The organism is Psychrobacter sp. JCM 18902 (assembly GCF_904846615.1).
GTDB lineage: Bacteria > Pseudomonadota > Gammaproteobacteria > Pseudomonadales > Moraxellaceae > Psychrobacter.
Genome location: NZ_CAJHBK010000001.1, coordinates 761,280 through 784,068, shown reverse-complemented (window position 1 = coordinate 784,068; position 22,789 = coordinate 761,280). Strand labels below are relative to the sequence as shown.

Sequence of the window (22,789 nt, the reverse complement as noted above, 5' to 3'; positions counted from 1 at the left end):
TAGTGCATTTGAATAATGACTACTCATCACGGTTTTTATAGATTCATTTACGATTCAGTTTGTCCATGGAAAAACGCTCTGTGCTTATCTAACAGCTCAGCCGTCAGTGGCTCGCCGTACGTTTTACTGTTTTTGATTTGATTGTCAGGAGCGACTGTTTCACCGTCATAAATCACATTTGGGTATATCGTTAATAATTTTGGACGCGCATTTTTAACAATGATTTCAGCCATTTTCATCGCATTTGGATTGATGTTCTCGGCTTTATCAATAACGGCTACCGACTCCGTCAGCGTATAATTCCCCTCGCTTGGGTCAACATAATCAATAGGCAAGCCTTGTGCTTTGTTTGCGATTGCTTGATGACGCAAGCCAAAACCAATCGGCACCTCACCTGCCATCACTTTTTTGATCGGACCTGAGCCTGACAACTCCAAGTTTGGACCCGCATTGGTGCGGATATCGTTCATAATTTTCTGCCCTTCAGCGCCCATTCCATAAGTAGCGGTGACGTCTTGAATAAAGAGCCAACCTGTCGATGAGCCATTAGGATCCACCATCGCAATTTTATTTTTGTAGATCGGGTTTGCCAAATCCTTGGCACTGGTTGGTCTGGGCAGATTTTGCGCCGCCATCTCTTTTGTGTTTAAAATAATAGCGCCCGTAAAGCCCAGTATTGGTGCATAGTAATTTGGGACCGCCACTTGCGGGTCAACGTCAAAGGTCAATTCTTTAAACATAGGATGCTTGGCTTGGGCGCTTTCTAAGTAGAACGAGCTCATCGTCACCATATCAGCCTCTGTATTATCGCCTTCTGCCAGCAAACGCCCACCCAACTCCCCTGTCCCAAAAGACTGAAAGACATACTGACCTTCATAGCCTGCTTCGTCTAAAACCTCTTGGATGACCTCGACCGCTTCTTCGTCGGCATTGCTATAAATGACCACTTCTTCGACGTTGCTAGAAGCACCTCCTTCCGACTCAGGTGAACTACAACCTGCTAAGACGATCCCACACGCGAAACTTGCCACTAACGTTTTAAATAAAAACATTATTTGTCCTATTATTTGTTGAGGTTTTAATACTGAAAAAGTTGTTGCTTAAAATATAAAACGAAAATAAGTCTTATCAATGCGCTTGACCGATGAGTAAGACTAAGAAGACGTTGGTACCACCATTGACTTAGGTTTTTTCTTGGTTTTTATTGCCGTTGTACCAGAGAGCCTTTTGCTATAAATATGACGGACAATAGCAAACAACATCAGTGCGCCAATATTAGTCAGCAATATCATTAGTGACAGGATAAAAATCTCATCGAAGCGCGCAAAGTGCTGTAGCTCGACTATCTTGGTGGTGAGTACCATGGTTTTGGCACCTGAAATAAAGATAACCGCGCTAATCGTCACCATGGCACTGATAAAATAGAATGAAGCGACTTCAATCAGCGTAAAAAACGAATTGGGCACGACGATGCGGCGTAACGATGTAAACCATGAGTCACCCAACAGACCAGCCGTCGTCTCCCAGCCCAAATTCATTTTAGACAGTGCGTTTTTACTCATTAAATAAGGCGTGGCAAAGTAATGAATGATGTTGCTAATCACGATGATAAAAATAGTATTGGCGACCGCCGACCCCGAAAACACCATCAAATAGGCAATACCTACGACCATTCCAGGCACCGTATTGGTTACCAATGCTGAGCTTTCAATACTGAATTTACCCAGTTTAAACAGGCTTGAGCGCTCGTATAACAGGGCTGAAAAATACGTAATCAAGGTGCCAAACACCGCCGTTAATACCGCCACAAGTAATGAGTTTTTATAGACCCGCATCAGATTGGCAGACTCTAAAGCCTCGCTGACAATCTCGGTGGTGAAGACCATCTGATAAGGCCATGACTTAATCCATGGGATAATGAATATCACGGCGAATACCAGTAACAGTGAGGCTAAAATCACACTCGATAACACCGCCAAAACACGGTCTTTGATTTTTGAGGTGGGCAGATCAATCATTTCAACTGAGTCATAGCGCACATTGAAGCGTGCCACGTACCATAGTATGGCGATGCTTAGGATGGATGGCACCAGCATAAATAACGCAACCACTGCCCCTTTTTCGAATGACGGTGACGCGCCTAAGATTTGGGTATAAAGCTCAGTGGCGATGACGCTATATTGCCCCCCAATCGACGCTGGAATACCAAAGTCTGTAAAGGCTAAAAAGAAACATTGAATCATCGCTGCTGCAAAGGTACCGATTAGAGGGCGCACCACAGTCATATCAAACTGGCGATAAGGAGAGTCTCCCATCAACTCTGATACAACGACGAACTTTTTGTCCAAATACTGGAACGTATTGTTCAATAATAAAAAAGCAATGGGCAAGGTATAAATGGTATAACCAAGCCACATGCCATAAAAGCCATATATGTCCTCAAACAGCTGAAAGCCAAGAATCTGAGTAAGCAAGCCTTGTTTACCAAAAGTATAAATAATGGCAAAGCCGTAGGTTACGGTTGGCAACAACATAGGAAATAATGCCGCCAGCTTAATAAATTGTTTAAAACTTTTGGGCAAATTGGTCCAATGCACGGTATAAGCCAAAATAAAGCCCAAAAACGTCGCGCTAAGCGCACTCATCGTCGCCACAAAAAAGCTGTTTTGCATGGTCTGCAAAAAGCCATCACTGCTCAAAATACTGGTGTAGTTTTCTAGCCCTAATGCATCACCGACATTCAAAGACAGTGCCAGCAGTTTGACTAATGGCACAAACATAAACATGACGAATAAAACAGCAACGAATAGCCAAATTGCTTTTATGAGGGGTGAATTGCTCAATTTCATAAATATCCAAGACGATCAAATGGTCAAATACGGTCATTCACGGCATTTTTATTTTTAATCAATATTAATTGATGGTGGCATCTTTTCGTTTTTGCTGATGACTGTCTTTGATAACGTTAAGATCGTCGGTATTGTCGATAATGTCCATACCATCGATATCGTCATAACGATGAGTCACCTCACTGTCATTCTGACCGTAATGTTGGCGCTGGGTATACTTGCTTAAGGGATCGATAGTTGCGCCATCATCCGCGAATAAACTTAAGATATTGCGACGCTTAATATTGAGCTGATTGAGAATGAAGTTTTTGACAAAATCATTGGCTGGGTTGCGAATGATTTCCGTTGGTGTCGCGAACTGTGCCACTTTGCCATCTGAGAGCAGTAAAATACGATCAGATAACGTCATGGCTTCTTCTGGATCATGAGTGACTATTAAAGTCGTCAACTGATAGCGAACGGAAATCTCGCGAATACGTGCTTTGATGGTTTCTTTGATGACACCATCTAGCGCAGATAAAGGCTCATCTAATAACAGAATTTTAGGCTTCATCACCAAAGTGCGTGCGAGTGCCACGCGTTGCTTTTGACCACCAGACAATTGGCTGATGCGTTTATTTAGGTGGGCTTTGATATCGAGTAAGTCGACCAGTTCATCGACTTCTGCTTGCGTACTAATATGGGGATTATTGCGTAGACCGTATTCGATGTTTTGTTTGACATTTAGATTGGGGAACAGTGCATAGTCTTGAAAGACAATATTGAAGCCTCTTTTTTTCATCGGCACTCGTGTAATGTCTTCGCCGTTATAAGCAAGACGACCGCCATTGATACCTGTCAAACCTAAGATAATATGCAATAAAGTCGTTTTACCACAGCCAGAAGGCCCTAAGATTGAGACGATTTCGCCCTTATTAATTTTGAGGGAAATATCTTCAAAGATGACTTTATTCTCATACTTTTTCGTCACACCTCTAAGCTCTAACATATCAACCAACCTGATCATTTATTATTTGTATTGCCTAGGTCAGCAGTGTAGCCAGTAGTTGTGACATTTTGGTTAAAGAGCCATGACAATACGATGACATCAAACAACGTTAGGGCGTGTCCTCAATTCAATCAATTACTCTCTAAATGGGCTAAAAATGGCTAAATTTTGTTAAACATCGTCAAATAGCTTATTAATATCTCGATATTAACGGCGCTATCTTCCTTATTTGACGGCAATTTATCTCATTTTTATCACCATTTTTAAAATGAGGACACGCCCTAGATAAAGTATCGAAAACAATCCCATGAGCATTTTTCAAAATATAAGACCCCATTTAATACCATTAAATGAGGTCTTCTAAAAACAGAAAGCCTGCCAATAGATGACAGACAAAATGCGTTAAACGTAGATGTTATTGATGAGAGTCTGTTGAGTAGTTGTTACGCTTCATGAGCCAATTTTCTCAGCTTGTGACGCAGTATTTTTCCGACAGTTGATTTGGGTAACTCGTCTATGAATTCGATATGACGCGGGCATTTATAGGCGGCCAGATTTGCTTGGCACAGCGCTTTAATATCATCCTCATTTAAACTGTTATCAGATTTTACAACGTAGGCTTTGACCGACTGACCCTGCAACTTATCATCGATACCAACCACTGAACATTCGGCAACCTTAGGGTGCTCCTCAATGATGTTTTCTACTTCGTTAGGATAAACGTTGAAACCACTGACGATAATCATGTCTTTTTTACGGTCATATATCTTAATAGCACCCTGCTCGTTCATAGACGCAATATCACCTGTCTTTAAGTAACCATCAGCGGTAAAAAACGTCGTATTGTCAATATTATGATAATGAGTAATGACGTTGTCACCTTTGATACACATCTCACCAACTTCATTTATGGCGAGAATATTTTCATCTTCATCACGGATATTGATATCGACACTAGGCAGTGGTAACCCTACATTGCCACTATATTCAGTGCCATTAAATGGATTGGCGGTACCCACGCCTAGCGTCTCAGACATACCCCAGCCTTCGAGGATAGGCAGACCTGTGACTTCACGCCAGCGCTTAGCGGTTTCAGGGGTCGCTGCCATACCACCAACTAGGGTTAATTTGCATGCGGAAAAATCCAGCTCCTTAAATTTGGGATTCATCAGCAGGGCTTGGAACAAAGTATTGACACCAGGCAATAGATGAAAAGGACGCTTGCGCAATATCTTGATAAACCCTTCAATATCACGTGGATTGGTAACCAGTGTGAGATGCTGACCCACACTCAACCCAACTATTGAGCAGATAAACGCATAAATATGATACAGCGGTAAAGCGACAATGGTATTTATTTGAGTACTATCAGACATGGCGTCATAGACTGGCTTGAACCATTCGACAAACTGATAAGTGGCGGTCACAACATTTTGATTGGTAATCAAAATACCTTTGGCAACACCTGTCGTACCGCCAGTATATTGCAGCATTAATAAGTCGTCCGCTTGAATGGTAGGACGAGAATAGCTTAATTTTTTGGCGCGTTTTAAAACCGCTTTATAGCGAGTCACGGTATAATGAGAATTGGATTTCAACTGATAACGGGGAATGGCTTTTTTGACATATTTGGCAGCGATATTAACAAGCGCACCTTTCACTACTCCTAACATATCGCCAATCTTGCTGATGACCACGGTTTTGACAGGCGTGTCTTTGATAATTTTCTCTAACGTTTTGCAAAATGGTTCTAATATAAATAATACAGCAGTATCTGAGTCAGCCAATTGATGTCTCAATTCACGAGGACTATACAGCGGATTGATGAGCGTTGTGACCATACCAGCGCGAATTACCCCTATGACTATAGGCAGGTACTGGTTGACATTGGGCATCATGATGCCTATGACCGAACCCTTTGCTAGACCCAGACTTTGAACCCAAGCCGCAATAGCCAATGACATGCTATCCACTTGCCCATAAGAATAAGTAACACCCATGTTGGTGATAAATTCATGGCTGGCATATTCTGTTAATTTGTCATCAAACATGTCAATCAATGTATTATGTGGCGGCGTTATCTGTGCATTTATCCCTTTAGGATAATGCTGCGTCCAAAACTGATCCATAACTTACCTTCCTTGGTAATTAACTTATGAAAAACTCAATGGCTTTGAAGCATTTCTCATAAAAAACATAACTACTGAACCTGCTGCCATCCTGACGTTGCATCATACGCATCTTGATGGGCAAATAAGGGATGTGTTTTTGCTTCACTGAGGCTAAGCACAGGGGTGACACAGACATCAACGAGCGCAAAAACTTGCTGCCAATGCTCAAGTGTTTGACTGGCAAATTTATCGCTTATCACCTTAGCCGCCGCTTGGCTTTCAGAGGTATTTGGCATAACCCCAAGTTGCCAATGGCTGTTTTTGAGCGCAGACAAATCCAATACTTCACACAGCCCTTGCCAGAATTTCAGCTCTAACGAACCAACGGCCATATGACGTTTGTCTGCTGTTTTGTATAGGCGATAGCAAGGTAATAATCCACCCAAAAAATCATGCTGCGGTGCTGGTTGTTGCCCTGAAAAGCTTTTCACCAGTGTTCCCGTTGCCTTTGGCATGATCATATGTTGATACAAACTATGCGTCATACTAATCGCAACATGACGACCTTTGCCCGTCCGCTGGGCGGCGAACACTGCAGCAAGCAATGAAATCACAGCGGTATCACTGCCGCCTGCCAAATCCGCAAATTGAACGTTAGGCATTGCCTGCTCACCACTCGCCGTCTTTAATTGGTCTAAAACACCGCTCATCGCCATAAAGTTAATATCATGACCGGCTTTATCAGCCCAGTCATGATTAATCTCAATTTTCGAATCGCTAGATGCCAAACCATAACCAGTAATCGATACCATGACTAGCTTTGGATTAATCGCATGCAGCGTTTTGGCATCTAGTCCCATGCCTTTTAGGACGCCGGGGCGAAAGCTGTCCAACATAACATCAGCATCTTTGAGGTGCGCTTTGATAGCAGCAATACCTTGAGGATCACGGAAATCATGACTTTCAGTAGTTTTGCCATGATTTAGTGCTTTAAACAATTCACCAAAGGCTCTGGCAGGATCACCATTTTTGGGTTCAATCTTAATGATTTCTGCGCCCAAATCTGCAAGCAAACGTGTGGCAAAAGGTCCCGGTAAATTACGAGTCAAATCAACGACGCGCAGCCCTTGTAAGCAATCTGCCACTAAATCTATCATTGAACCAGTGCTCGTATTAATCACAGAATCAAGCATAGAATGAATCGTAGAATTAACCATCAGCTCAGTCATCAGAAAACACCTCACCTTTATCTGCCATGTCTAGCACAATCTGCGCTGGCTCAAAACGCTCACCGTATTGAGCCGCAAGTTCACGGCTACGCGTGATGAACGCCTCTAACCCCATCGCATTAATAAACTGTAGCGTACCGCCTTGATGTGGCGCAAAGCCCCAACCAAAAATGGAGCCGATATTGGTATCAGCGACAGAGCGCACGACATTTTCTTGATAACATTTAGCAGATTCATTGGCTTGGATAAACATCAAACGGTCGATTAAATCTTGCTGTGATGGCTGCTCTGCTTTTGCTGGGTATAAATTCATCAGCTCAGGCCACAAGTATTTGTCGCCATTATCGGTATACTCATAAAAGCCTTTGGCGTTCTTTTTGCCCTCGCGATTGTGTTCTTTGACCAGCGTTTTCAGTATCTCGTACGAGGGACGCACAGCAATGGGTTTACCTTCCGCTGCCATATCCAACTGCTGCTGTTCGCTCACGTGTAGCGCCAAACTTAATGAAACCTCATCTTGCAATGCCAGTGGCGGCATGGGCATACCGGTTTTCATGCCAGCAACTTCGATGCTGCGCGGATGAACGCCCTCGCCTAACATCGCCACGCCTTCTGAGACATAAGTACCAAATACCCGTGACGTATAAAAGCCGCGACTGTCATTGACGACGATAGGTGTTTTACCGATTTGTAGCACATAATCAAAGGCTTTTGCTAAAGTGGTGTCATCCGTTTGCTCGCCCATGATAATCTCAACCAACGGCATCTTATCGACTGGCGAAAAGAAGTGTAGCCCGATAAATTGATTGGGTCGGGTGCTGGCTTTTGCCAATCCAGTGATAGGAAGTGTCGACGTATTAGACGCATAGACAGCCGTGTTAGGAATCACCGCCTCAGATTGCTCAGTACACTTGGCTTTAATCTCACGATTTTCAAACACCGCTTCAATGATAAGGTCACAGTCTGCCAAATCCTCATAAGAAATGGTTGGCTTGATACGATTGAGTAACGCCTGTTTTTTATCTTCCGTGGAGCGTTTACGGCTAATGGCTTTATCCAAAATGGTGGCAGAATATGCTTTGCCTTTTTCAGCGCCTGCCATTTCAGTGTCGAGGAGTACAACGTCGATCCCCGCCTTTGCGGTGACATAAGCGATACCTGCACCCATCATGCCAGCACCTAGAATGCCAACTTTTTTGGTTTGTGTCCGCTCAAAACCATCAGGACGAGATTGACCTTTTTTGATGCTGTTTAGCTGCGTCCATAGCGTATTAATCATATTTCTAGATTCAGCAGACAGCACACAAGCCGCGAAGTAACGCGACTCAAGTTCGAGTCCCGTATCGATATCCACTAAACAGCCCTCGAACACGCAAGACATGATATGAGTAATGGCTGGATAATTGCCGTGTGACTTTTGATTGGCCATGGCTGGTGCAATAGAAAATATCGGCACAATACTAGGATTTTTACTATCACCGCCGGGAATTTTAAAACCTTTTTTATCCCATGGCTGCTGGGCACTGGGATTGGCGTTAATCCAGTCTGTCGCCTGCTTGAGCATATCGGCTTTATCAGTGGCAACGGCATCAATTAAACCCATATATTTAGCAGCCGTTGGACGCAGTTCTTTCCCTTGGGTCATCAATTCTAACGCTGATTGAATACCGACCAATCGCGGTAAACGCTGAGTACCGCCGCCACCCGGTAGTAAACCCAGCTTGACTTCTAGTAGACCCAATTTGGTTTTAGGCGAATCAATCACAATACGATAATGACAGGCCAATGCCAACTCCAAACCACCGCCAAGTGCCGTTCCACTCATGGCAGCGACGACAGGTTTACCAGATTTCTCTAGTTTGCGTAAACTGGCTTTCAGGTCTTCGACCAGCTCAAACGCTTGTTCAGCGGTTTTAATATTAGCCAACTGATCAATATCAGCACCGACCACAAACGTCTCTTTGCCAGAGGTTAAAATCAAACCTTTGGCGGACGCGTCGTTAATAAAGCTGTCAGTCATCACTGCAAAACTATCGGTGAAACCGTCGCCGATGACATTCATTTTGCGACTGCTTTGGTCAATCGTGACGGTGATAATGCCATTATCAGATTCGGCAGAAAAGTGGTTCAATGCATTGATGGCGTCTACGCTGTTTGTGCTCATTTCAAATCCTTTTTATATTATTCTATGTCGATATCAGTCACTAGAAACTAATGACAATCACTAAAATCTATTAGCGCTATCAGCACTATACGCGCTCAATGATAGTAGCGATGCCCATACCGCCACCCACACACAGCGTAATCATCGCGGTTTTCAGATCGCGACGTTCTAACTCGTCAAGCACAGTCGTCATGAGCATCGCGCCCGTTGCGCCAAGTGGATGACCCATAGCGATAGCGCCGCCATTGACATTGACGATATCAAGCGAGATGCCAAAGTCATCGACAGTATTCAGCGGAACGGCAGCAAAGGCTTCATTGATTTCCCATAGGTCTATATCTGAAGCTTGCATGCCCGCTTTTTTGAGCGCTTTTTGGCAGGCAGGCGTTGGCCCTGTCAGCATAATGGCAGGCTCTGAGCCAATGACTGCAGCCATCGTAATTTTGGCACGTGGTTTTAGACCTGCTTTTTTGCCAGCAGCTGCACTACCCACTAAGCAAATTGCCGCACCATCGACGATGCCTGATGAATTGCCCGCATGATGCACGTGATTCACTTTTTCAATGGTGGTATATCTGTCCAAGATAACACTATCAAAGCCCATCTTGCCCGGCATAATAAAAGAAGGATTGAGGCCAGCTAAGGTTTCGATATTGGTATTAGGACGAATGGTTTCGTCTTTATCCAATAACGTCATGCCATTGATATCCGTGACGGGAACGACCGATTTATCATAATAGCCCTGCTCCCAAGCATGCGCGGCGCGGCGATGTGACTCGGTAGCAAACGCATCAACATCGGTGCGGCTAAAGCCTTTTAACGTCGCTATGGTATCCGCGCCAACGCCTTGCGGGACAAAATGCGTCGCTTCATTAACCCGTGGATCCATATACCATGCCCCGCCGTCAGAGCCCATCGGCACGCGGCTCATCGATTCTACGCCGCCTGCAACCACCATGTCCTCCATACCTGACATAATTTTGGCAGCGGCCAGATTGATAGACTCCAGACCTGAGGCACAAAACCGAGATAAAGTGACACCCGCGACACTTTGCGCCCAGCCAGCGTCAATGACCGCAATACGGGCAATATCAGAGCCCTGTTCGCCAACGGGCGTCACGCAACCAAGCACCACATCATCGACCAAACTGGTATCCAAATGGTGGCGCTGTTGCATTTCCTTTAACAAGGTACGAGCAAGCCAAATCGGTGACGCCTGATACAAAGAGCCATCCTTTTTGCCTTTACCACGCGGGGTACGGATGGCGTCATAAATGTAAGCAGTCTCAGTCATAAAAATCCCTTTTTATTTTTTGAATAAATAACCATGATGGATGATGGCAATATAATCGCCATGTTAGAATCAAGAACTAGAACTAACAATTAAAATAGACAATTACATAAAGCGTGACGCCAACTCTTTCATGATTTCATTGGTGCCGCCGTAGATTTTTTGTACTCGCGCATCAGCATATAGGCGAGCAATCGGGTATTCTGTCATATAACCATAACCGCCAAATAGCTGGACGCATTCGTCGATCACGTCACACTGCTTTTGGGTTACCCAATATTTAATCAAAGACGCCTGTGGTACCGTCAACTTGCCTTCTAACATGGCATCGACAGCGGCATCACACATTGTGCTAGCAGCGAGATAATCAGCGTAGCACTCTGCCATTTTAAAGCGCGTATTTTGAAATTTCCAAATCGGTTTGCCAAAGGCTTCACGACCTTTGACATACTCTAGGGTCAAATTAATCGCCAGCTTCATCGCACCAACGCCCGTTAAAGCAATGATTAGACGCTCACGTGGCAGCTCTTGCATCATTTGAATAAAACCCATGCCCTCTACTGTGCCAAGCAAATTCTTTTGCGGCACACGTACATTGCTGAAAAATAACTCTGAAGTATCTTGTGAGGTCAGACCAATCTTATCGAGATTACGACCACGCTCAAACCCTTCTACTTTGTCCGTTTCTACCACGATAAGCGAAACGCCTTGCGCACCTTTTTCACGATCGGTTTTGCAGGCGAGCAAAATCAGGTTGGCATGCTGACCATTGGTAATAAAGGTTTTTGAGCCATTAATAATGTAATCATCACCATCTTTTACGGCATAGGTTTTGATGTTTTGTAGGTCTGAGCCTGTGCCTGGTTCGGTCATAGCAATCGCAGCCACATACTCACCGGTCGCCATCTTAGGTAGCCATTCTTTTTTCTGCGCTTCCGTACCATGACTCAAGATATAAGGCGCGACAATACCTGAATGCACCATGCCGCCGAATCCGGATTGATTAGCCTCAGCCTGCGCATAAAGAAGCGCCGCTTCATGACCAAAGTCACCACCGCCGCCGCCATATTCCTCTGGAATCGATGCACATAAGAAACCCATCGCGCCCGCCTCTTCCCACGCGGCACGGTCAATCATGCCGTTTTTGCGCCACTGCTCGTCCTTTGGCTCCCACGATTGAAACATTTTAAGCGCGCTATCATGCACCATCTGGTGCTCTTCGGTCATCCAGTTCGGGGTGAATTTTTCAATACTCATATTGTCTGTCCTTGACGAGGGGAAGTTGATAATGGCTAGGGCGTGTCCTCAATTCAAACGAGGACACGCCCTAATATAAAATACTATTGAGTGTAAACATATTACTTATGGTAATTTTAATTACCGTTATATACAATCTAAGCATTCTTTATCTTTAATATCATACAAAACTTATACTAGGACAGTAAAAGACTATGCGCAACCAATTAAATAATAATAGTAATTAAAATTACCCAACTTACTTTTATCTTATTAATCCTTAAATGATGTACTACTTCAAGCATGAGCTATCTAAAAATACCTACCGTAAAGGAGCTACGAAACCAACGATGAAAACCACGAGCCAGATACCTAGCACGATTGAAACCCGCGCCTTGGCACCCTTATCCGATATGCGCCCTGCTACTTTAGAAAAAATTGAAAAAGCCGTTCGTAAAGTGTTTGCAGGTTTTGACTCTAATGAGGTGACCATGGCGCAGATTGCAAAGTCTGCCAATGTCTCACTACAGACGCTGTATAAATATTTTGGTGATAAGCAAACACTGTTTTATACCATCATGGATATTGTATTAGGCAGGTTGGCGGCGCGCATCATGGATCATTTGCAAGGCATTGATAGCGTGCAAGATCGGCTGCGCAAGACATTATGGGTCTGTTTTGACTTTGTAGATTCGCATCCTGATGCCGTGATGGTGCTGTCTTCGGTATCGGCATCGCGTATACGTAATATTGCAATTTATGAAAATAAGGAGCTGATTGGCGCATTTTTGAATGTATTAGAAGATGGTCAAAACCGCGGAGTACTAAATGACACCGTGCCCCTTTATATACTTTTTGATGTGTTTATGGGTTTTATCAGTCGTCTTGGCTTGATGCATATCATCCGCCAGACCGATACACCCATTAATGCAGAGTTTGATGCGTTATTCGTGATTTTATGGCGAGCCATATCAAAGCCTGATATATAGTCAGTTCGATATACAATAACTTGTACGATATTATGAAGTATTCATACCAGCCAATTTTTCAATTTCACCATAAAAGATCACAACGAAAAAAGCCTCACTTTGCAGTGAGGCTTTACTTAATGCTTAAAAACTAATGCTTAAAAATTAACATTCCTTAGATTTTTTTAGCTTATATTTTTCTAATCTATCAACCATTTCATAATCTTGTTCACTCATCTGTTGATAGGCATTGCTTACACTGCCATAGGATGAATTTTTATTATCATGCTGAGCGTGCACAGCAGCATCTTTGATCTGGGCAATGTCTTCTGCAAACGGCGTATGAGGGATATCCAGCACAGAAAATAGCACGGCTAAAAATTCTTCAGCGGTAAAATATTTATCCATATAGCTGCCATCAAGCCCAAGGTATTTATTCGATAATACATGACGTAGGCGCTCACAAGCAGGGATGGTATGCTTGATAGGATAGCCCATGGCTTTGACAATATCTTGCGAACGCAGCTCAAGTGTCGCTATCTGATTGATCGCATACTGGGCAAGAAGATGGCGTGGATGATAATGACGGGTATATTTGGATTGGTTAGCAATGTGGCTCATGATATTGAACACCTTAGACTCCTGTAACTCCGACGAAAAAGGTTGAAATACGCCCAAATAGGCAAATAAAATCAGGCACAAATGAGGATGTCGGAGTACAGGCTCATGCGCTTTACCAGAATTGTTTTATATCGTGCTGGAAGTTGCAAGGTTTGTACGCCACCATTTATAACGATAATGGCTGGCAATGACAAAACTGTTAAACCCACGATAATGACTTAAAGATGATAGCATATCAGATAATAGAAAATAAATACTGATATTAATACGCTTTGGTAATCACACGATTGTTACGGTCTCTCTATCGCCGTCAAAGTCTGAATACCTTTATATTTAAAAACGGTAGAAAAAATCAGACGATGACTCAACAAAGCTACCTAATTATTTTTAGACATTGTCCTGCATGATATAAGGTCAATCCCAACTCAGTAAAGCCAGATTTCATCCCGCCAAAAGAAACTTTTGCCTCTTCTAAGGTCTTAAATGGTAAGGGAATACTGTCTCTATTACCCGTCATTATATAATCGGCAAAGCACTTACCCATTAGTGTGCCTGTGGTAATGCCGCGACCATTATAGGCCGTTGCTGTCAGCAAGCCCTCGTCGGGCTCCATGACTCGAAAAATATGATCTTGCGTGAAGCCAAAGCTACCAGTCCACTCGTACTGCCACTTAAATGCTGGCAAATCTGGATAATAGCTTTTTTGCACCGCATTGGCCCATGATTGATAAAAGGATTTTGGTTTAAGCTGTGTACCACCCACCGTTCCCAATAATAGGCGATCGTCGTCATCACGGCGAAAGCTAGACAAGGCCAAGCGTGTATCCCATGCTCCTGTTTTGTATGGCAAAATGCGGTCTGCCGCTTCTCCGCTGAGCGGCTCAGATGCAATCTGATAGTAATACACCAGATAAAACGTCTTTTTAATTTCTGTCCACTCGCCTTCGGTATAGGCGTTAGTCGCAATAATGACGCGCTCAGATTTCACGCGCGCTTTAGAAGTCCTTGCATACCAATAGCCATCCACCTTTTCTAAGGCTTCAACAGCGGAATGCTCATAAATAGTGACACCAAGACTGGTTGCTACTTTTGCGAGTCCTCTGACATAAGCCAGTGGGTTTATGGTACCAGCCCGATGATCGAGTAGTGCTTTATTGATACTTTTGGTACCGCAATATTCATGGCATTTGCTGCCGGTTAGTACTTCAACGTTCGCGCCGCGGCGGCTCAACTGCTCGTATCTAATGTCGACATCGACTTCGCCTTTAGCGTTATGTGCCATGTGGATATTACCGGCTTGAGTAGCTTGGGCGTCGATATTATAACGTTTGATTAAGTCAAATACTAAGGTTGGCGCTTGTCCGAGGGCTTCAGTTAGACGCTCACCTGCCGCTTCACCTAGCGCAATATTCAAATCATCAGGGCGCGCCCAAGTACCTGCATTGACGAGCCCTACGCTTTTACCGGAGCCGCCACTGCCTATCGTATGACTCTCTAAGAGGATAACTTTGACGCCTTTTTCTGCTAAATGAATCGCCGCCGACAACCCTGTATAACCGCCGCCTATGATACAGATAGTCGCTTCGGTGTCGCTATTCATCTGGCTGTAAGTATCAATAATAGGTGCGGTCATATTCCACAAACATTGCTCTTGCAACATCTTATATTCCTTCTAAATTACACGTTATCTACAGTGGAGAGCGCGCTTGAGTCGTTATTAACAATAGGTTCTTCACGGGGGATAAATTTGTCTAAGAACACCCATAGCAAACCAAATAGCGGTGATAACCAACAAGCAAAGGCAAATGGTGCATAAGTGAGTGTCGCAATACCTAGTGTTGCCGCGACGAAGCTACCGCCCATGTTCCAAGGAATAAGCGGAGATAACAGAGTTCCGGAATCTTCAATAGAGCGAGTAAGCGTGGTACGCTTGTAGCCCATTTCTTGATATTTGTCTTTTAATAAACGGCCTGGCAATACCAGTGTGGTATAGACGTCACCGATGAGCGTACCAACACCAAGCGTGCTGGCATAAGTGGTCATTACTAAACCAAATCTCGATTTCACCATTTTATTAATTTTTGCCATGATGGCTTTGAGCGTACCGTAATGCTCAATTGAGCCGACGAATGCTAAAGCAAAGATGGTTAAGGTCACGACCCATGTCATCGACATAATGTCGCCTTTAGACAGCAGTTGATCCACGACAGCAAAGCCCGTTTCACTGACAAAGCCATTTTGTAAGACAGTAAAAATGTCATGCACACCCACGCCTTGCATAAAAAACGCGACCAATCCTGCGACCAACACACCAGACAATACCGTTGGAATAGCAGGCATTTTCATCACCGCTGCGATGACAACGACCACAGCAGGTAATAACGTAATGATGCTTAAGTTATAATTGGCCGCTAGTGAGGTTTGAATTTCTTTAATTGAGGTTAAATCGACATTTTCTGCGCCGTAACCCATACCAATCCAAGCATAGATAATCAATGCAGTTACCATAGCAGGTACCGTGGTTGGCAACATACCGCGGATGTGCTCCCAAAGATCAACACCAGCCGCCGCTGGCGTTAAGTTGGTGGTGTCAGATAATGGAGACATTTTGTCACCGAAAAAAGCACCAGAGACGATAGCACCGCCCGTTAGTGACGGCGGAATACCCAATCCTAGCCCAATACCCATCATGGCAAGACCGACCGTTCCAACCGTGCCCCAAGAGGTACCGGTTGCGACAGAAATAATGGCACAGATGATACAGACAGAGACTAGGAATGATGAAAGAGAAAAAACGCTAAAACCGTAGTATAAAATCGTAGGAACGGTACCAGCAATAATCCAAGCACCAATGAGCATACCCACACCCATTAGGATAATCATCGCTGGTAGACCAATTTTAACAACCTTTAAAAAGCGTTGTTCCATGCCATCCCAGTCACGGCCACGCAGCTTCATAAACAAGCCAGTGATTAAAATACCGCAAGCTAAAGGAATATGAGGGGTAAAATCTTTGAATACAAAAAACTGCACCATTAGAATAATGGCAGTCAACACCAGAGGTGCAATATCTAATAAAAAACTAGAAGACGGATCGTAGCCCTCTTTAGTTTCGTCATAAGGTTTATCATCCATCATAAGATACCTACCTTCCTTAGTAGTGGATACTGCTGTCATAGATATAACAGTAGTGGAAACAACCAATCCATGGCTGCTGATAATGCTGAAAAAAGTGCGAAAAGGTTACGGCAAAGGGTGTAAAAAGCCTGTTTTGAAATCATGAATAGTTATTCATCACTTCCGCAGGCTTTCATACTAAAACAATAAATACTTAATAATTGGCGACCAAAATAGCTAATAATTGGCTTGCTAAATAAGCGCTGAGCCTACTTAACAAGCATCACGTCACGTCATATTGTTATTAGCCAAAGTTGATGCCTTGCGCTAGTGGTAGCTCGGTTGAATAGTTGACTGTATTGGTCTGACGGCGCATATAAGCTTTCCATGCGTCTGAACCTGATTCACGACCACCGCCGGTTTCTTTTTCGCCGCCAAATGCGCCGCCAATTTCAGCGCCACTGGTGCCGATATTGACGTTGGCAATACCGCAATCACTACCGCGATCGCTGAGGAAAGTTTCAGCTTCACGTAAGTCATTGGTAAAGATACAAGATGACAGCCCTTGTGGCACATCGTTTTGCATCGCTAGCGCATCGTCAAATTCTTTATAAGGCATGACATATAAAATCGGTGCAAACGTCTCACTACGTGCCACGTCATTTTGCTCATCAAGCTCAACAATCGCAGGGGTCACATAATAAGCATCGGGGAATTTATCCATCAGCACCCGTTCGCCGCCCGTGACTTTACCGCCAGTATTGCGGGCCTTTTCTAACGCCGCTTGCATGTTATTAAAGCTGTCTTCATCAATCAGTGGACCGACTAGATTGCCTTCAAGCGGATGGCCGATACTCACCGTCTCGTATGCAGACTTAACGCGCGGTAAGATATCGTCTTTGACCGACTCATGAACGAACAGACGGCGTAAGGTGGTGCAGCGCTGCCCTGCCGTTCCTACCGCTGAGAATAGAATGCCACGTAGCGCCAAATCCAAGTCCGCCGTTGGTGCCAAAATCATGGCGTTATTACCACCAAGCTCAAGCAAGCATTTACCAAAACGCTCAGCGACTTTTGGTCCTACTTCTCGGCCCATACGTGTACTGCCGGTGGCACTGACCAAGGCGATGTCTTTGTTTTCAACCAACGCATTACCAATATCGGTTTCACCCAATATGATTTGCGATAAATGTGCTGGTGCCTCACCAAATTTTGCCAAGGCTTTTTCAAATAACGCTTGGCACGCTAAGGCGACAAGTGGGGTTTTTTCTGAAGGTTTCCAGATGACAGGGTTGCCACAGACGATGGCCAGCGCCGTGTTCCAAGACCAAACGGCGACTGGGAAGTTAAAGGCCGAGATGACGCCGATGACACCAAGTGGATGCCATGTCTCACGCATGTGGTGACCTGGGCGTTCTGAGGCGATGGTTAGACCATAAAGCTGACGCGATACGCCCACGGCAAAGTCACAAATATCAATCATTTCTTGTACTTCGCCAAGGCCTTCTTCTTTGATTTTTCCGGCCTCTAACGATACTAAGATACCTAGGTCTTCTTTGTGCTCACGCAGGACTTCACCCAACAGACGAATCAGCTCACCACGTTTAGGGGCAGGAACGACACGCCATTCTTGAAAAGCTTGTTTGGCATTTTGGATTTTAGTATCGACGTCAGCCACTGTATCTAACGTGACTTTACCGATGACTGAGCCATCAATTGGGGTGGTGACTTCAAAGTCGCCATTTTGATAGTGTGCTTCTTCTACGCCCATTGCAGACATATATTGCTTAATCATAATCAATCCCTTGCATATTGGTATAATGGTTTACTACGTCCTTGACTGACTTATAAAATTACCCTGCTACCTACTAAGTTGCAAAATAATAAATTTCTTGCAATCATTCCTTTTTGGAATGACGTGCTAATAAGTCGGCTATAAGCTGGCTATTTTTAGCCTAAATTTTACTAAACACTGACACTAGACAGGCACTGCTCAAGACTTTGCGCTTGCATCGCTTCATACAATGCCATCTCATCATAAATGGCGGAACCTAAATCACGCTCAAACTCTTGTTGGCTTGAGTAACCGTCATATTGGCTTGGCTGCGCCTCCTGCAGATTTGATTGAAAGATACCAGCGGCACTGACGGGCAAAAAGTCTTCATAAACGATAGGTTCAATGCGAAGCACTTCATCATTAATCAGAGCAGTCAACTTAGCATTAGGCACTTTATTCAGGTCATCATTGGTTAAGGTGACGGCTAACAACGCTTGACCGTCCTCAGAATCAAGGGTGCTATCCGTCAACTGGTAATAAAAATACGCCAGCCCCTCATCGTGTAGAGTTTGATAATCATCAGGAAAAGCGGTAAATACCTTGGTTAAAATTTGATTGTATTGAGCCGCATTGTCCTCATTTGGGGTAGCACCAAGCTGGCGGCGAGCTTCGGCCAATAATTCATCATAAAGCGCGCGGCCCTTTTGTGTTAACGCCACACCGCGTTGTTCAATCTCTCCAAAGCGCGCGGTATGGTGCCCTTGCTCATAATCCCCATTGCTAGGGTCTGAGGTATCAGCAACTTTAAAGCCAACCGCTTCTTGTAGTGCTTTAAAACTGGTTTGCCTTAATAAGATTGGACACGCTCTACGCGGTGGCCCTTCGATAATGGCTTTTGAAGGTATGCCGCGGGCTTGCATGCCTTGTTGTACAGCATCAATATCCAAGGTTCGAGGCGTTAAATGATTGATATGCGGACCTTTAAAGCCGACCACATCAGCGACAAGTGGATGCTGATCTAGTAGACGCTGATAGAGCGCTTTTGCCACCGGCGTTTTATCATGCCAACGAAATGTCTCTAGCGCTTCTTGGACAAATTGCTCTGCTTGCTCAGTGGTCAAGCCACCTTGCGCCTCAAAAATCTCAATGAGCTCAATAACGCCAGCAGTGAATATCTGACGCTGCGCCAGTGTGGCCGTAGCTTCTTGTTGTAAATTTTCATCGACAATCAAATCTAAACGCAATAACGAGGTAAAAATACGAAAGGGACTTTTATGCAAAGAATGCGAGTCAAGTGCGCGAAAAGCTGTTGAATGCACGGGCACGCCAGCAGGCGCTAAATCGTAGTAGCCGACAGGGTGCATAACCATCACGGCAAAAAGACGGCGCATCATGCTCAGCTCTGCTGCGGTACCCAGCCGAATCGCCCCGTGGCGCTCCATACTCAGACGTTCAATCTCGCCTGTATGCAGCAGCTGTGATTTAATATCGGGATGTGAGGTTAATACTTCGGTATTGACCTCACTGACCAAATCAACCAAGTCACCGTATAGCGGCACCTCGTTCTGATACATGGCTGACATGGCCATAGAGAAATCATGGCGAATATCATCGCTGCAGATAAAATCCTTATCTGGACTGACGCTACTATTTTTCACAAATAAACATCCTTGTAATAGAGTTAATAAATTTTTAGCTTAATAATAAGTATTTGATTTCGAGCATTTGCTTATGACGATGCGCTATCAATCCCAAGCACGCCTAAACATTAAGCGGCAGGCAATCCATCAGGAAGCGCGATGAGCACCTCTTTTAGAATATCCAACCCTTCTTTTAGGGTGTCAGGCTCTATGGTGAGTGGCGGTAATAAGCGAATGATATGGCGATATTGCCCACTTGGCATGAGCAGCAATCCCTTCTCACGTGCTTTGGTTAATACTTGCGCCATCACACTCGGATGCACATCATGCTCAGGATGACGCAGCTCAATACCGCGCATCGCACCGATACCCGTAAGACCAAATAACCAAGGTGAGATACCTTCTTGTTGCCATTGGCTGATGGTCGTCTCAATCGTCTGGGCATAATGCTTGGCTGACTGCCAAACGTCATCGGCTTGCATGATATCAAGCGTGGCATTGGCAGCGGCGCAAGCAACTGGATTGCCCGAATAAGTGCCGCCCAAGCTGCCTTTGGGGAGACCATTGACCACACTAGCCTTTCCTATGACCGCACCTAAAGGCAAGCCGCCCGCAATACTCTTGCCGAGTAAAATAAGATCAGGCTCAATCTCTAAATGGGTAAAAGCAAACGGTGTACCCGTACGCCCGTAGCCAGATTGGATTTCGTCCATGATAAGTAACATGCCATGCTCATCACAAAACTTACGTAGATACTGCGCAAAGGTGGGCGACAGCAATTGAAAACCGCCTTCCCCTTGTACAGGTTCGACGATGATGGCACCGATATTGTCGATATCGGTTTCTACCATAAATAAACGCTGTAGCGCGTCAATCGCTTGCTCGTCGCTGACGTTGTTATCGGGACTGGGGAAAGGAATGTGATAAACGCCGCTCCCTAATACACCAAACCCGCGCTTATAAGGCGCGACCTTACCATTGAGATTGACGGCAGCCAGCGTGCGCCCATGAAAACCGCCACCAAAAGCAATAACGCCTGTGCGACCTGTCTTTAGACGAGCGATTTTTATGGCATTTTCGGTGGCTTCTGCACCGCAGTTGGTGAGCATCCCTGCCAGTTCGCCATTGATAGACACCAGCTCACACAATCGCGGCATAAAGGTTTGATAAGGCTGATGTGCTGCCGCATTGTAGGCATAGTGAATCAGCGACTGGGCTTGCTGGATGATGGCTTTCACGATGTGGGGGTGGCAATGACCAAAGTTTAAAACACCAATTCCGCCAACAAAATCGATATAGCTACGATCATTGTCGTCCCAAACTCTAGCATTTTTTCCTTTGACGAGCGTGAGCGGATGCACCATCGTAAAGGCATCGGTCACGTTATAAAGCTTGTCCATGATGAATCTCTATCTCTTCCTTGAGTTAGACTCATTTCAACAAAACATCATTCCAGCAGCAAACGAATAATAGTTGTGGTGGCATTCCTTTTTGTCATTACCAGTGAATCAACTTCCTAAAAGAATCCTTTAAAAACAAAAAAAACTGCGTATTAAGGCAGTTTTTTTGTTTAGCGTTTTAGATTCTCACAGTAGATAACTTTGTAGAATACAATAATAAGATATAAATTATAAAACCAGCCCTAACGCCTTTTCACGCTGATCTGAGATTATTAAATAAGCCGTAATCCATTCTAAAACTGCTTTGACCTTATGCGATTGTCCTGAAGAAACAGGATACGTCACATAATAGCTGCCGCGACCCTTTGCCGCATAATCCCACGCCATGACTAAAGCGCCTGATTGTAGCTCAGGCTCAACCAAACGCAACGGCACCAAGGCTATACCATAGCCAAGTAAGGCGGCAGAGATGCAAGCATGAAAAGTCTCAAAACGTGGACCTACAAAAGTGCCATCGACGCTGATATCTTGTTGCTTAAAGTACTCATACCACGCACTTAAGCGTGAACTTATTTGCAATAAAACATAGTCATTTAAACACTCGGTGCTGAGCATATTATCTTGCAAATACTGCGGCTGACAGACCGCAACGCAGTATTCATCGAACAATTTTATGGCCTCCATATTGCCCCACATGCCATCACCGTATAAAAAAGCAATATCGGCATTTTGGTCTTCAGAAAAGAACGGCCCTGCCAGCTCTTTAATATCCAAGTTAATAAGGGGATATTCTTGACTAAAGCCACTGAGTGCTGGAATCAACCAACGGGCGCAAAATGTCGGATGCGAGATAATTTTTAGCAGCTCAGTATTACTGCTATGCGACATCAAATTGGTGGTCGCTACCTCGATATGTTTTAAAATCTCTAACACTTCAAGATAATATGCCTTGCCAGCAGGGGTCAGTGAAATCCGATGCGGCGTCCGATAAAATAAAGACAGGTTTAGCATCTCCTCTAACTGCGCCACTTGCTTACTGATGGCGCTTTGGGTCATGTGCATCTCTTGCGCGGCATTGGTAAAACTCAAATGACGAGCAGCGGTCTCAAAACATTGCAGCGCCGTCGTCGATGGATATCGTCTAAAGGCTAATGGTTTATTGGTGTCGGTTTTCATAGATTGCTTTTCTTTTATTCCATCTTAGTAAAATATCAATGATTATTTAAAATCACGTTATCAGGCATTCCTAGCCTATGGCGTCATCATACCTATATTCAAACTCAAATAGCGATACCTCACTATAAGCACTATGTAACTGACAATAATGCCATCATCAGATTTACTTAGGTAGAAATTTGACAGTCCACTTAATTATTTAACCAATTATTCAATTGTTAA

At 44.4% G+C, this 22,789-nt stretch carries 16 protein-coding genes; 1 reads left to right on the top strand and 15 read right to left on the bottom strand.

The features are described 5' to 3' along the window. Nucleotides 1-47 precede the first annotated feature (47 nt). The 8 genes from JMY05_RS03230 to JMY05_RS03195 form a co-directional block, all read right to left on the bottom strand. Nucleotides 48-1,052: an ABC transporter substrate-binding protein gene (locus JMY05_RS03230; protein WP_045445576.1), complete on the bottom strand. Its 1,005-nt coding sequence runs from the start codon at nucleotides 1,050-1,052 to the stop codon at nucleotides 48-50. Nucleotides 1,053-1,154: 102 nt separating this feature from the next. Beyond that, nucleotides 1,155-2,849 carry an ABC transporter permease subunit gene (locus JMY05_RS03225; RefSeq protein WP_060491364.1) on the bottom strand — a complete coding sequence of 565 codons (1,695 nt, stop codon included), beginning with the start codon at nucleotides 2,847-2,849 and terminating at the stop codon, nucleotides 1,155-1,157. A 64-nt stretch (nucleotides 2,850-2,913) separates the two neighbouring features. Beyond that, nucleotides 2,914-3,837 (bottom strand): ABC transporter ATP-binding protein, encoded by a 924-nt coding sequence (locus JMY05_RS03220; protein WP_087945612.1) that lies wholly within the window; start codon nucleotides 3,835-3,837, stop codon nucleotides 2,914-2,916. Nucleotides 3,838-4,280: 443 nt separating this feature from the next. Then, entirely contained in the window at nucleotides 4,281-5,966 is a 1,686-nt protein-coding gene (locus JMY05_RS03215; RefSeq protein WP_201614159.1) for an AMP-binding protein, read from the bottom strand. A 71-nt stretch (nucleotides 5,967-6,037) separates the two neighbouring features. Further along, nucleotides 6,038-7,105 (bottom strand): CaiB/BaiF CoA transferase family protein, encoded by a 1,068-nt coding sequence (locus JMY05_RS03210; protein WP_201615324.1) that lies wholly within the window; start codon nucleotides 7,103-7,105, stop codon nucleotides 6,038-6,040. Nucleotides 7,106-7,169: 64 nt separating this feature from the next. Beyond that, complete coding sequence (locus JMY05_RS03205; protein WP_201614157.1) at nucleotides 7,170-9,341, bottom strand: 3-hydroxyacyl-CoA dehydrogenase NAD-binding domain-containing protein; 2,172 nt, start codon at nucleotides 9,339-9,341, stop codon at nucleotides 7,170-7,172. Nucleotides 9,342-9,426: 85 nt separating this feature from the next. After that, complete coding sequence (locus JMY05_RS03200; RefSeq protein WP_045445573.1) at nucleotides 9,427-10,635, bottom strand: acetyl-CoA C-acetyltransferase; 1,209 nt, start codon at nucleotides 10,633-10,635, stop codon at nucleotides 9,427-9,429. 102 nt (nucleotides 10,636-10,737) lie between these two features. After that, entirely contained in the window at nucleotides 10,738-11,889 is a 1,152-nt protein-coding gene (locus tag JMY05_RS03195; RefSeq protein ID WP_045445571.1) for an acyl-CoA dehydrogenase family protein, read from the bottom strand. A 329-nt stretch (nucleotides 11,890-12,218) separates the two neighbouring features. Here JMY05_RS03195 and JMY05_RS03190 point away from each other — a divergent pair, with 329 nt between their 5' ends. Then, on the top strand, nucleotides 12,219-12,857 hold the full coding sequence (locus tag JMY05_RS03190) for a TetR/AcrR family transcriptional regulator (RefSeq protein ID WP_045445568.1): 639 nt from the start codon (nucleotides 12,219-12,221) through the stop codon (nucleotides 12,855-12,857). A gap of 144 nt (nucleotides 12,858-13,001) precedes the next feature. Here the strand turns inward: JMY05_RS03190 and JMY05_RS03185 are convergent, their stop codons facing one another. The 7 genes from JMY05_RS03185 to JMY05_RS03155 all read right to left on the bottom strand — a co-directional run bounded on the left by JMY05_RS03185 (nucleotide 13,002) and on the right by JMY05_RS03155 (nucleotide 22,567). Then, nucleotides 13,002-13,457, bottom strand: coding sequence for a hypothetical protein (locus JMY05_RS03185; RefSeq protein ID WP_201540306.1), 456 nt, complete (start codon nucleotides 13,455-13,457; stop codon nucleotides 13,002-13,004). A gap of 373 nt (nucleotides 13,458-13,830) precedes the next feature. After that, the gene (locus JMY05_RS03180) at nucleotides 13,831-15,117 is read right to left on the bottom strand and encodes an NAD(P)/FAD-dependent oxidoreductase (RefSeq protein ID WP_201540305.1); all 1,287 of its coding nucleotides are present in this window, start codon (nucleotides 15,115-15,117) and stop codon (nucleotides 13,831-13,833) included. 17 nt (nucleotides 15,118-15,134) lie between these two features. Continuing rightward, nucleotides 15,135-16,595 (bottom strand): Na+/H+ antiporter NhaC, encoded by a 1,461-nt coding sequence (gene nhaC / locus JMY05_RS03175; protein WP_045445566.1) that lies wholly within the window; start codon nucleotides 16,593-16,595, stop codon nucleotides 15,135-15,137. Nucleotides 16,596-16,878: 283 nt separating this feature from the next. Then, complete coding sequence (locus JMY05_RS03170; RefSeq protein ID WP_201614155.1) at nucleotides 16,879-18,369, bottom strand: aldehyde dehydrogenase family protein; 1,491 nt, start codon at nucleotides 18,367-18,369, stop codon at nucleotides 16,879-16,881. Between the two features lie 170 nt (nucleotides 18,370-18,539). Then, nucleotides 18,540-19,940 carry a 2-oxoadipate dioxygenase/decarboxylase family protein gene (locus JMY05_RS03165; RefSeq protein ID WP_045445691.1) on the bottom strand — a complete coding sequence of 467 codons (1,401 nt, stop codon included), beginning with the start codon at nucleotides 19,938-19,940 and terminating at the stop codon, nucleotides 18,540-18,542. A gap of 179 nt (nucleotides 19,941-20,119) precedes the next feature. Then, a complete protein-coding gene (locus JMY05_RS03160) occupies nucleotides 20,120-21,391 on the bottom strand; it encodes an aspartate aminotransferase family protein (protein WP_045445563.1) in 1,272 nt (423 codons plus the stop codon). Between the two features lie 228 nt (nucleotides 21,392-21,619). After that, nucleotides 21,620-22,567 carry a LysR substrate-binding domain-containing protein gene (locus tag JMY05_RS03155; RefSeq protein WP_045445560.1) on the bottom strand — a complete coding sequence of 316 codons (948 nt, stop codon included), beginning with the start codon at nucleotides 22,565-22,567 and terminating at the stop codon, nucleotides 21,620-21,622. Nucleotides 22,568-22,789: the final 222 nt, after the last annotated feature.

What these genes read in the sequence shown, in the direction of transcription:
- JMY05_RS03230 (WP_045445576.1), bottom strand. Translation starts at nt 1,052, where the DNA reads ATGTTTTTATTTAAAACGTTAGTGGCAAGTTTCGCGTGTGGGATCGTC.
- JMY05_RS03225 (WP_060491364.1), bottom strand. Translation starts at nt 2,849, where the DNA reads ATGAAATTGAGCAATTCACCCCTCATAAAAGCAATTTGGCTATTCGTT.
- JMY05_RS03220 (WP_087945612.1), bottom strand. Translation starts at nt 3,837, where the DNA reads ATGTTAGAGCTTAGAGGTGTGACGAAAAAGTATGAGAATAAAGTCATC.
- JMY05_RS03215 (WP_201614159.1), bottom strand. Translation starts at nt 5,966, where the DNA reads ATGGATCAGTTTTGGACGCAGCATTATCCTAAAGGGATAAATGCACAG.
- JMY05_RS03210 (WP_201615324.1), bottom strand. Translation starts at nt 7,105, where the DNA reads ATGATAGATTTAGTGGCAGATTGCTTACAAGGGCTGCGCGTCGTTGAT.
- JMY05_RS03205 (WP_201614157.1), bottom strand. Translation starts at nt 9,341, where the DNA reads ATGAGCACAAACAGCGTAGACGCCATCAATGCATTGAACCACTTTTCT.
- JMY05_RS03200 (WP_045445573.1), bottom strand. Translation starts at nt 10,635, where the DNA reads ATGACTGAGACTGCTTACATTTATGACGCCATCCGTACCCCGCGTGGT.
- JMY05_RS03195 (WP_045445571.1), bottom strand. Translation starts at nt 11,889, where the DNA reads ATGAGTATTGAAAAATTCACCCCGAACTGGATGACCGAAGAGCACCAG.
- JMY05_RS03190 (WP_045445568.1), top strand. Translation starts at nt 12,219, where the DNA reads ATGAAAACCACGAGCCAGATACCTAGCACGATTGAAACCCGCGCCTTG.
- JMY05_RS03185 (WP_201540306.1), bottom strand. Translation starts at nt 13,457, where the DNA reads ATGAGCCACATTGCTAACCAATCCAAATATACCCGTCATTATCATCCA.
- JMY05_RS03180 (WP_201540305.1), bottom strand. Translation starts at nt 15,117, where the DNA reads ATGTTGCAAGAGCAATGTTTGTGGAATATGACCGCACCTATTATTGAT.
- nhaC (WP_045445566.1), bottom strand. Translation starts at nt 16,595, where the DNA reads ATGATGGATGATAAACCTTATGACGAAACTAAAGAGGGCTACGATCCG.
- JMY05_RS03170 (WP_201614155.1), bottom strand. Translation starts at nt 18,369, where the DNA reads ATGATTAAGCAATATATGTCTGCAATGGGCGTAGAAGAAGCACACTAT.
- JMY05_RS03165 (WP_045445691.1), bottom strand. Translation starts at nt 19,940, where the DNA reads ATGGCCATGTCAGCCATGTATCAGAACGAGGTGCCGCTATACGGTGAC.
- JMY05_RS03160 (WP_045445563.1), bottom strand. Translation starts at nt 21,391, where the DNA reads ATGGACAAGCTTTATAACGTGACCGATGCCTTTACGATGGTGCATCCG.
- JMY05_RS03155 (WP_045445560.1), bottom strand. Translation starts at nt 22,567, where the DNA reads ATGAAAACCGACACCAATAAACCATTAGCCTTTAGACGATATCCATCG.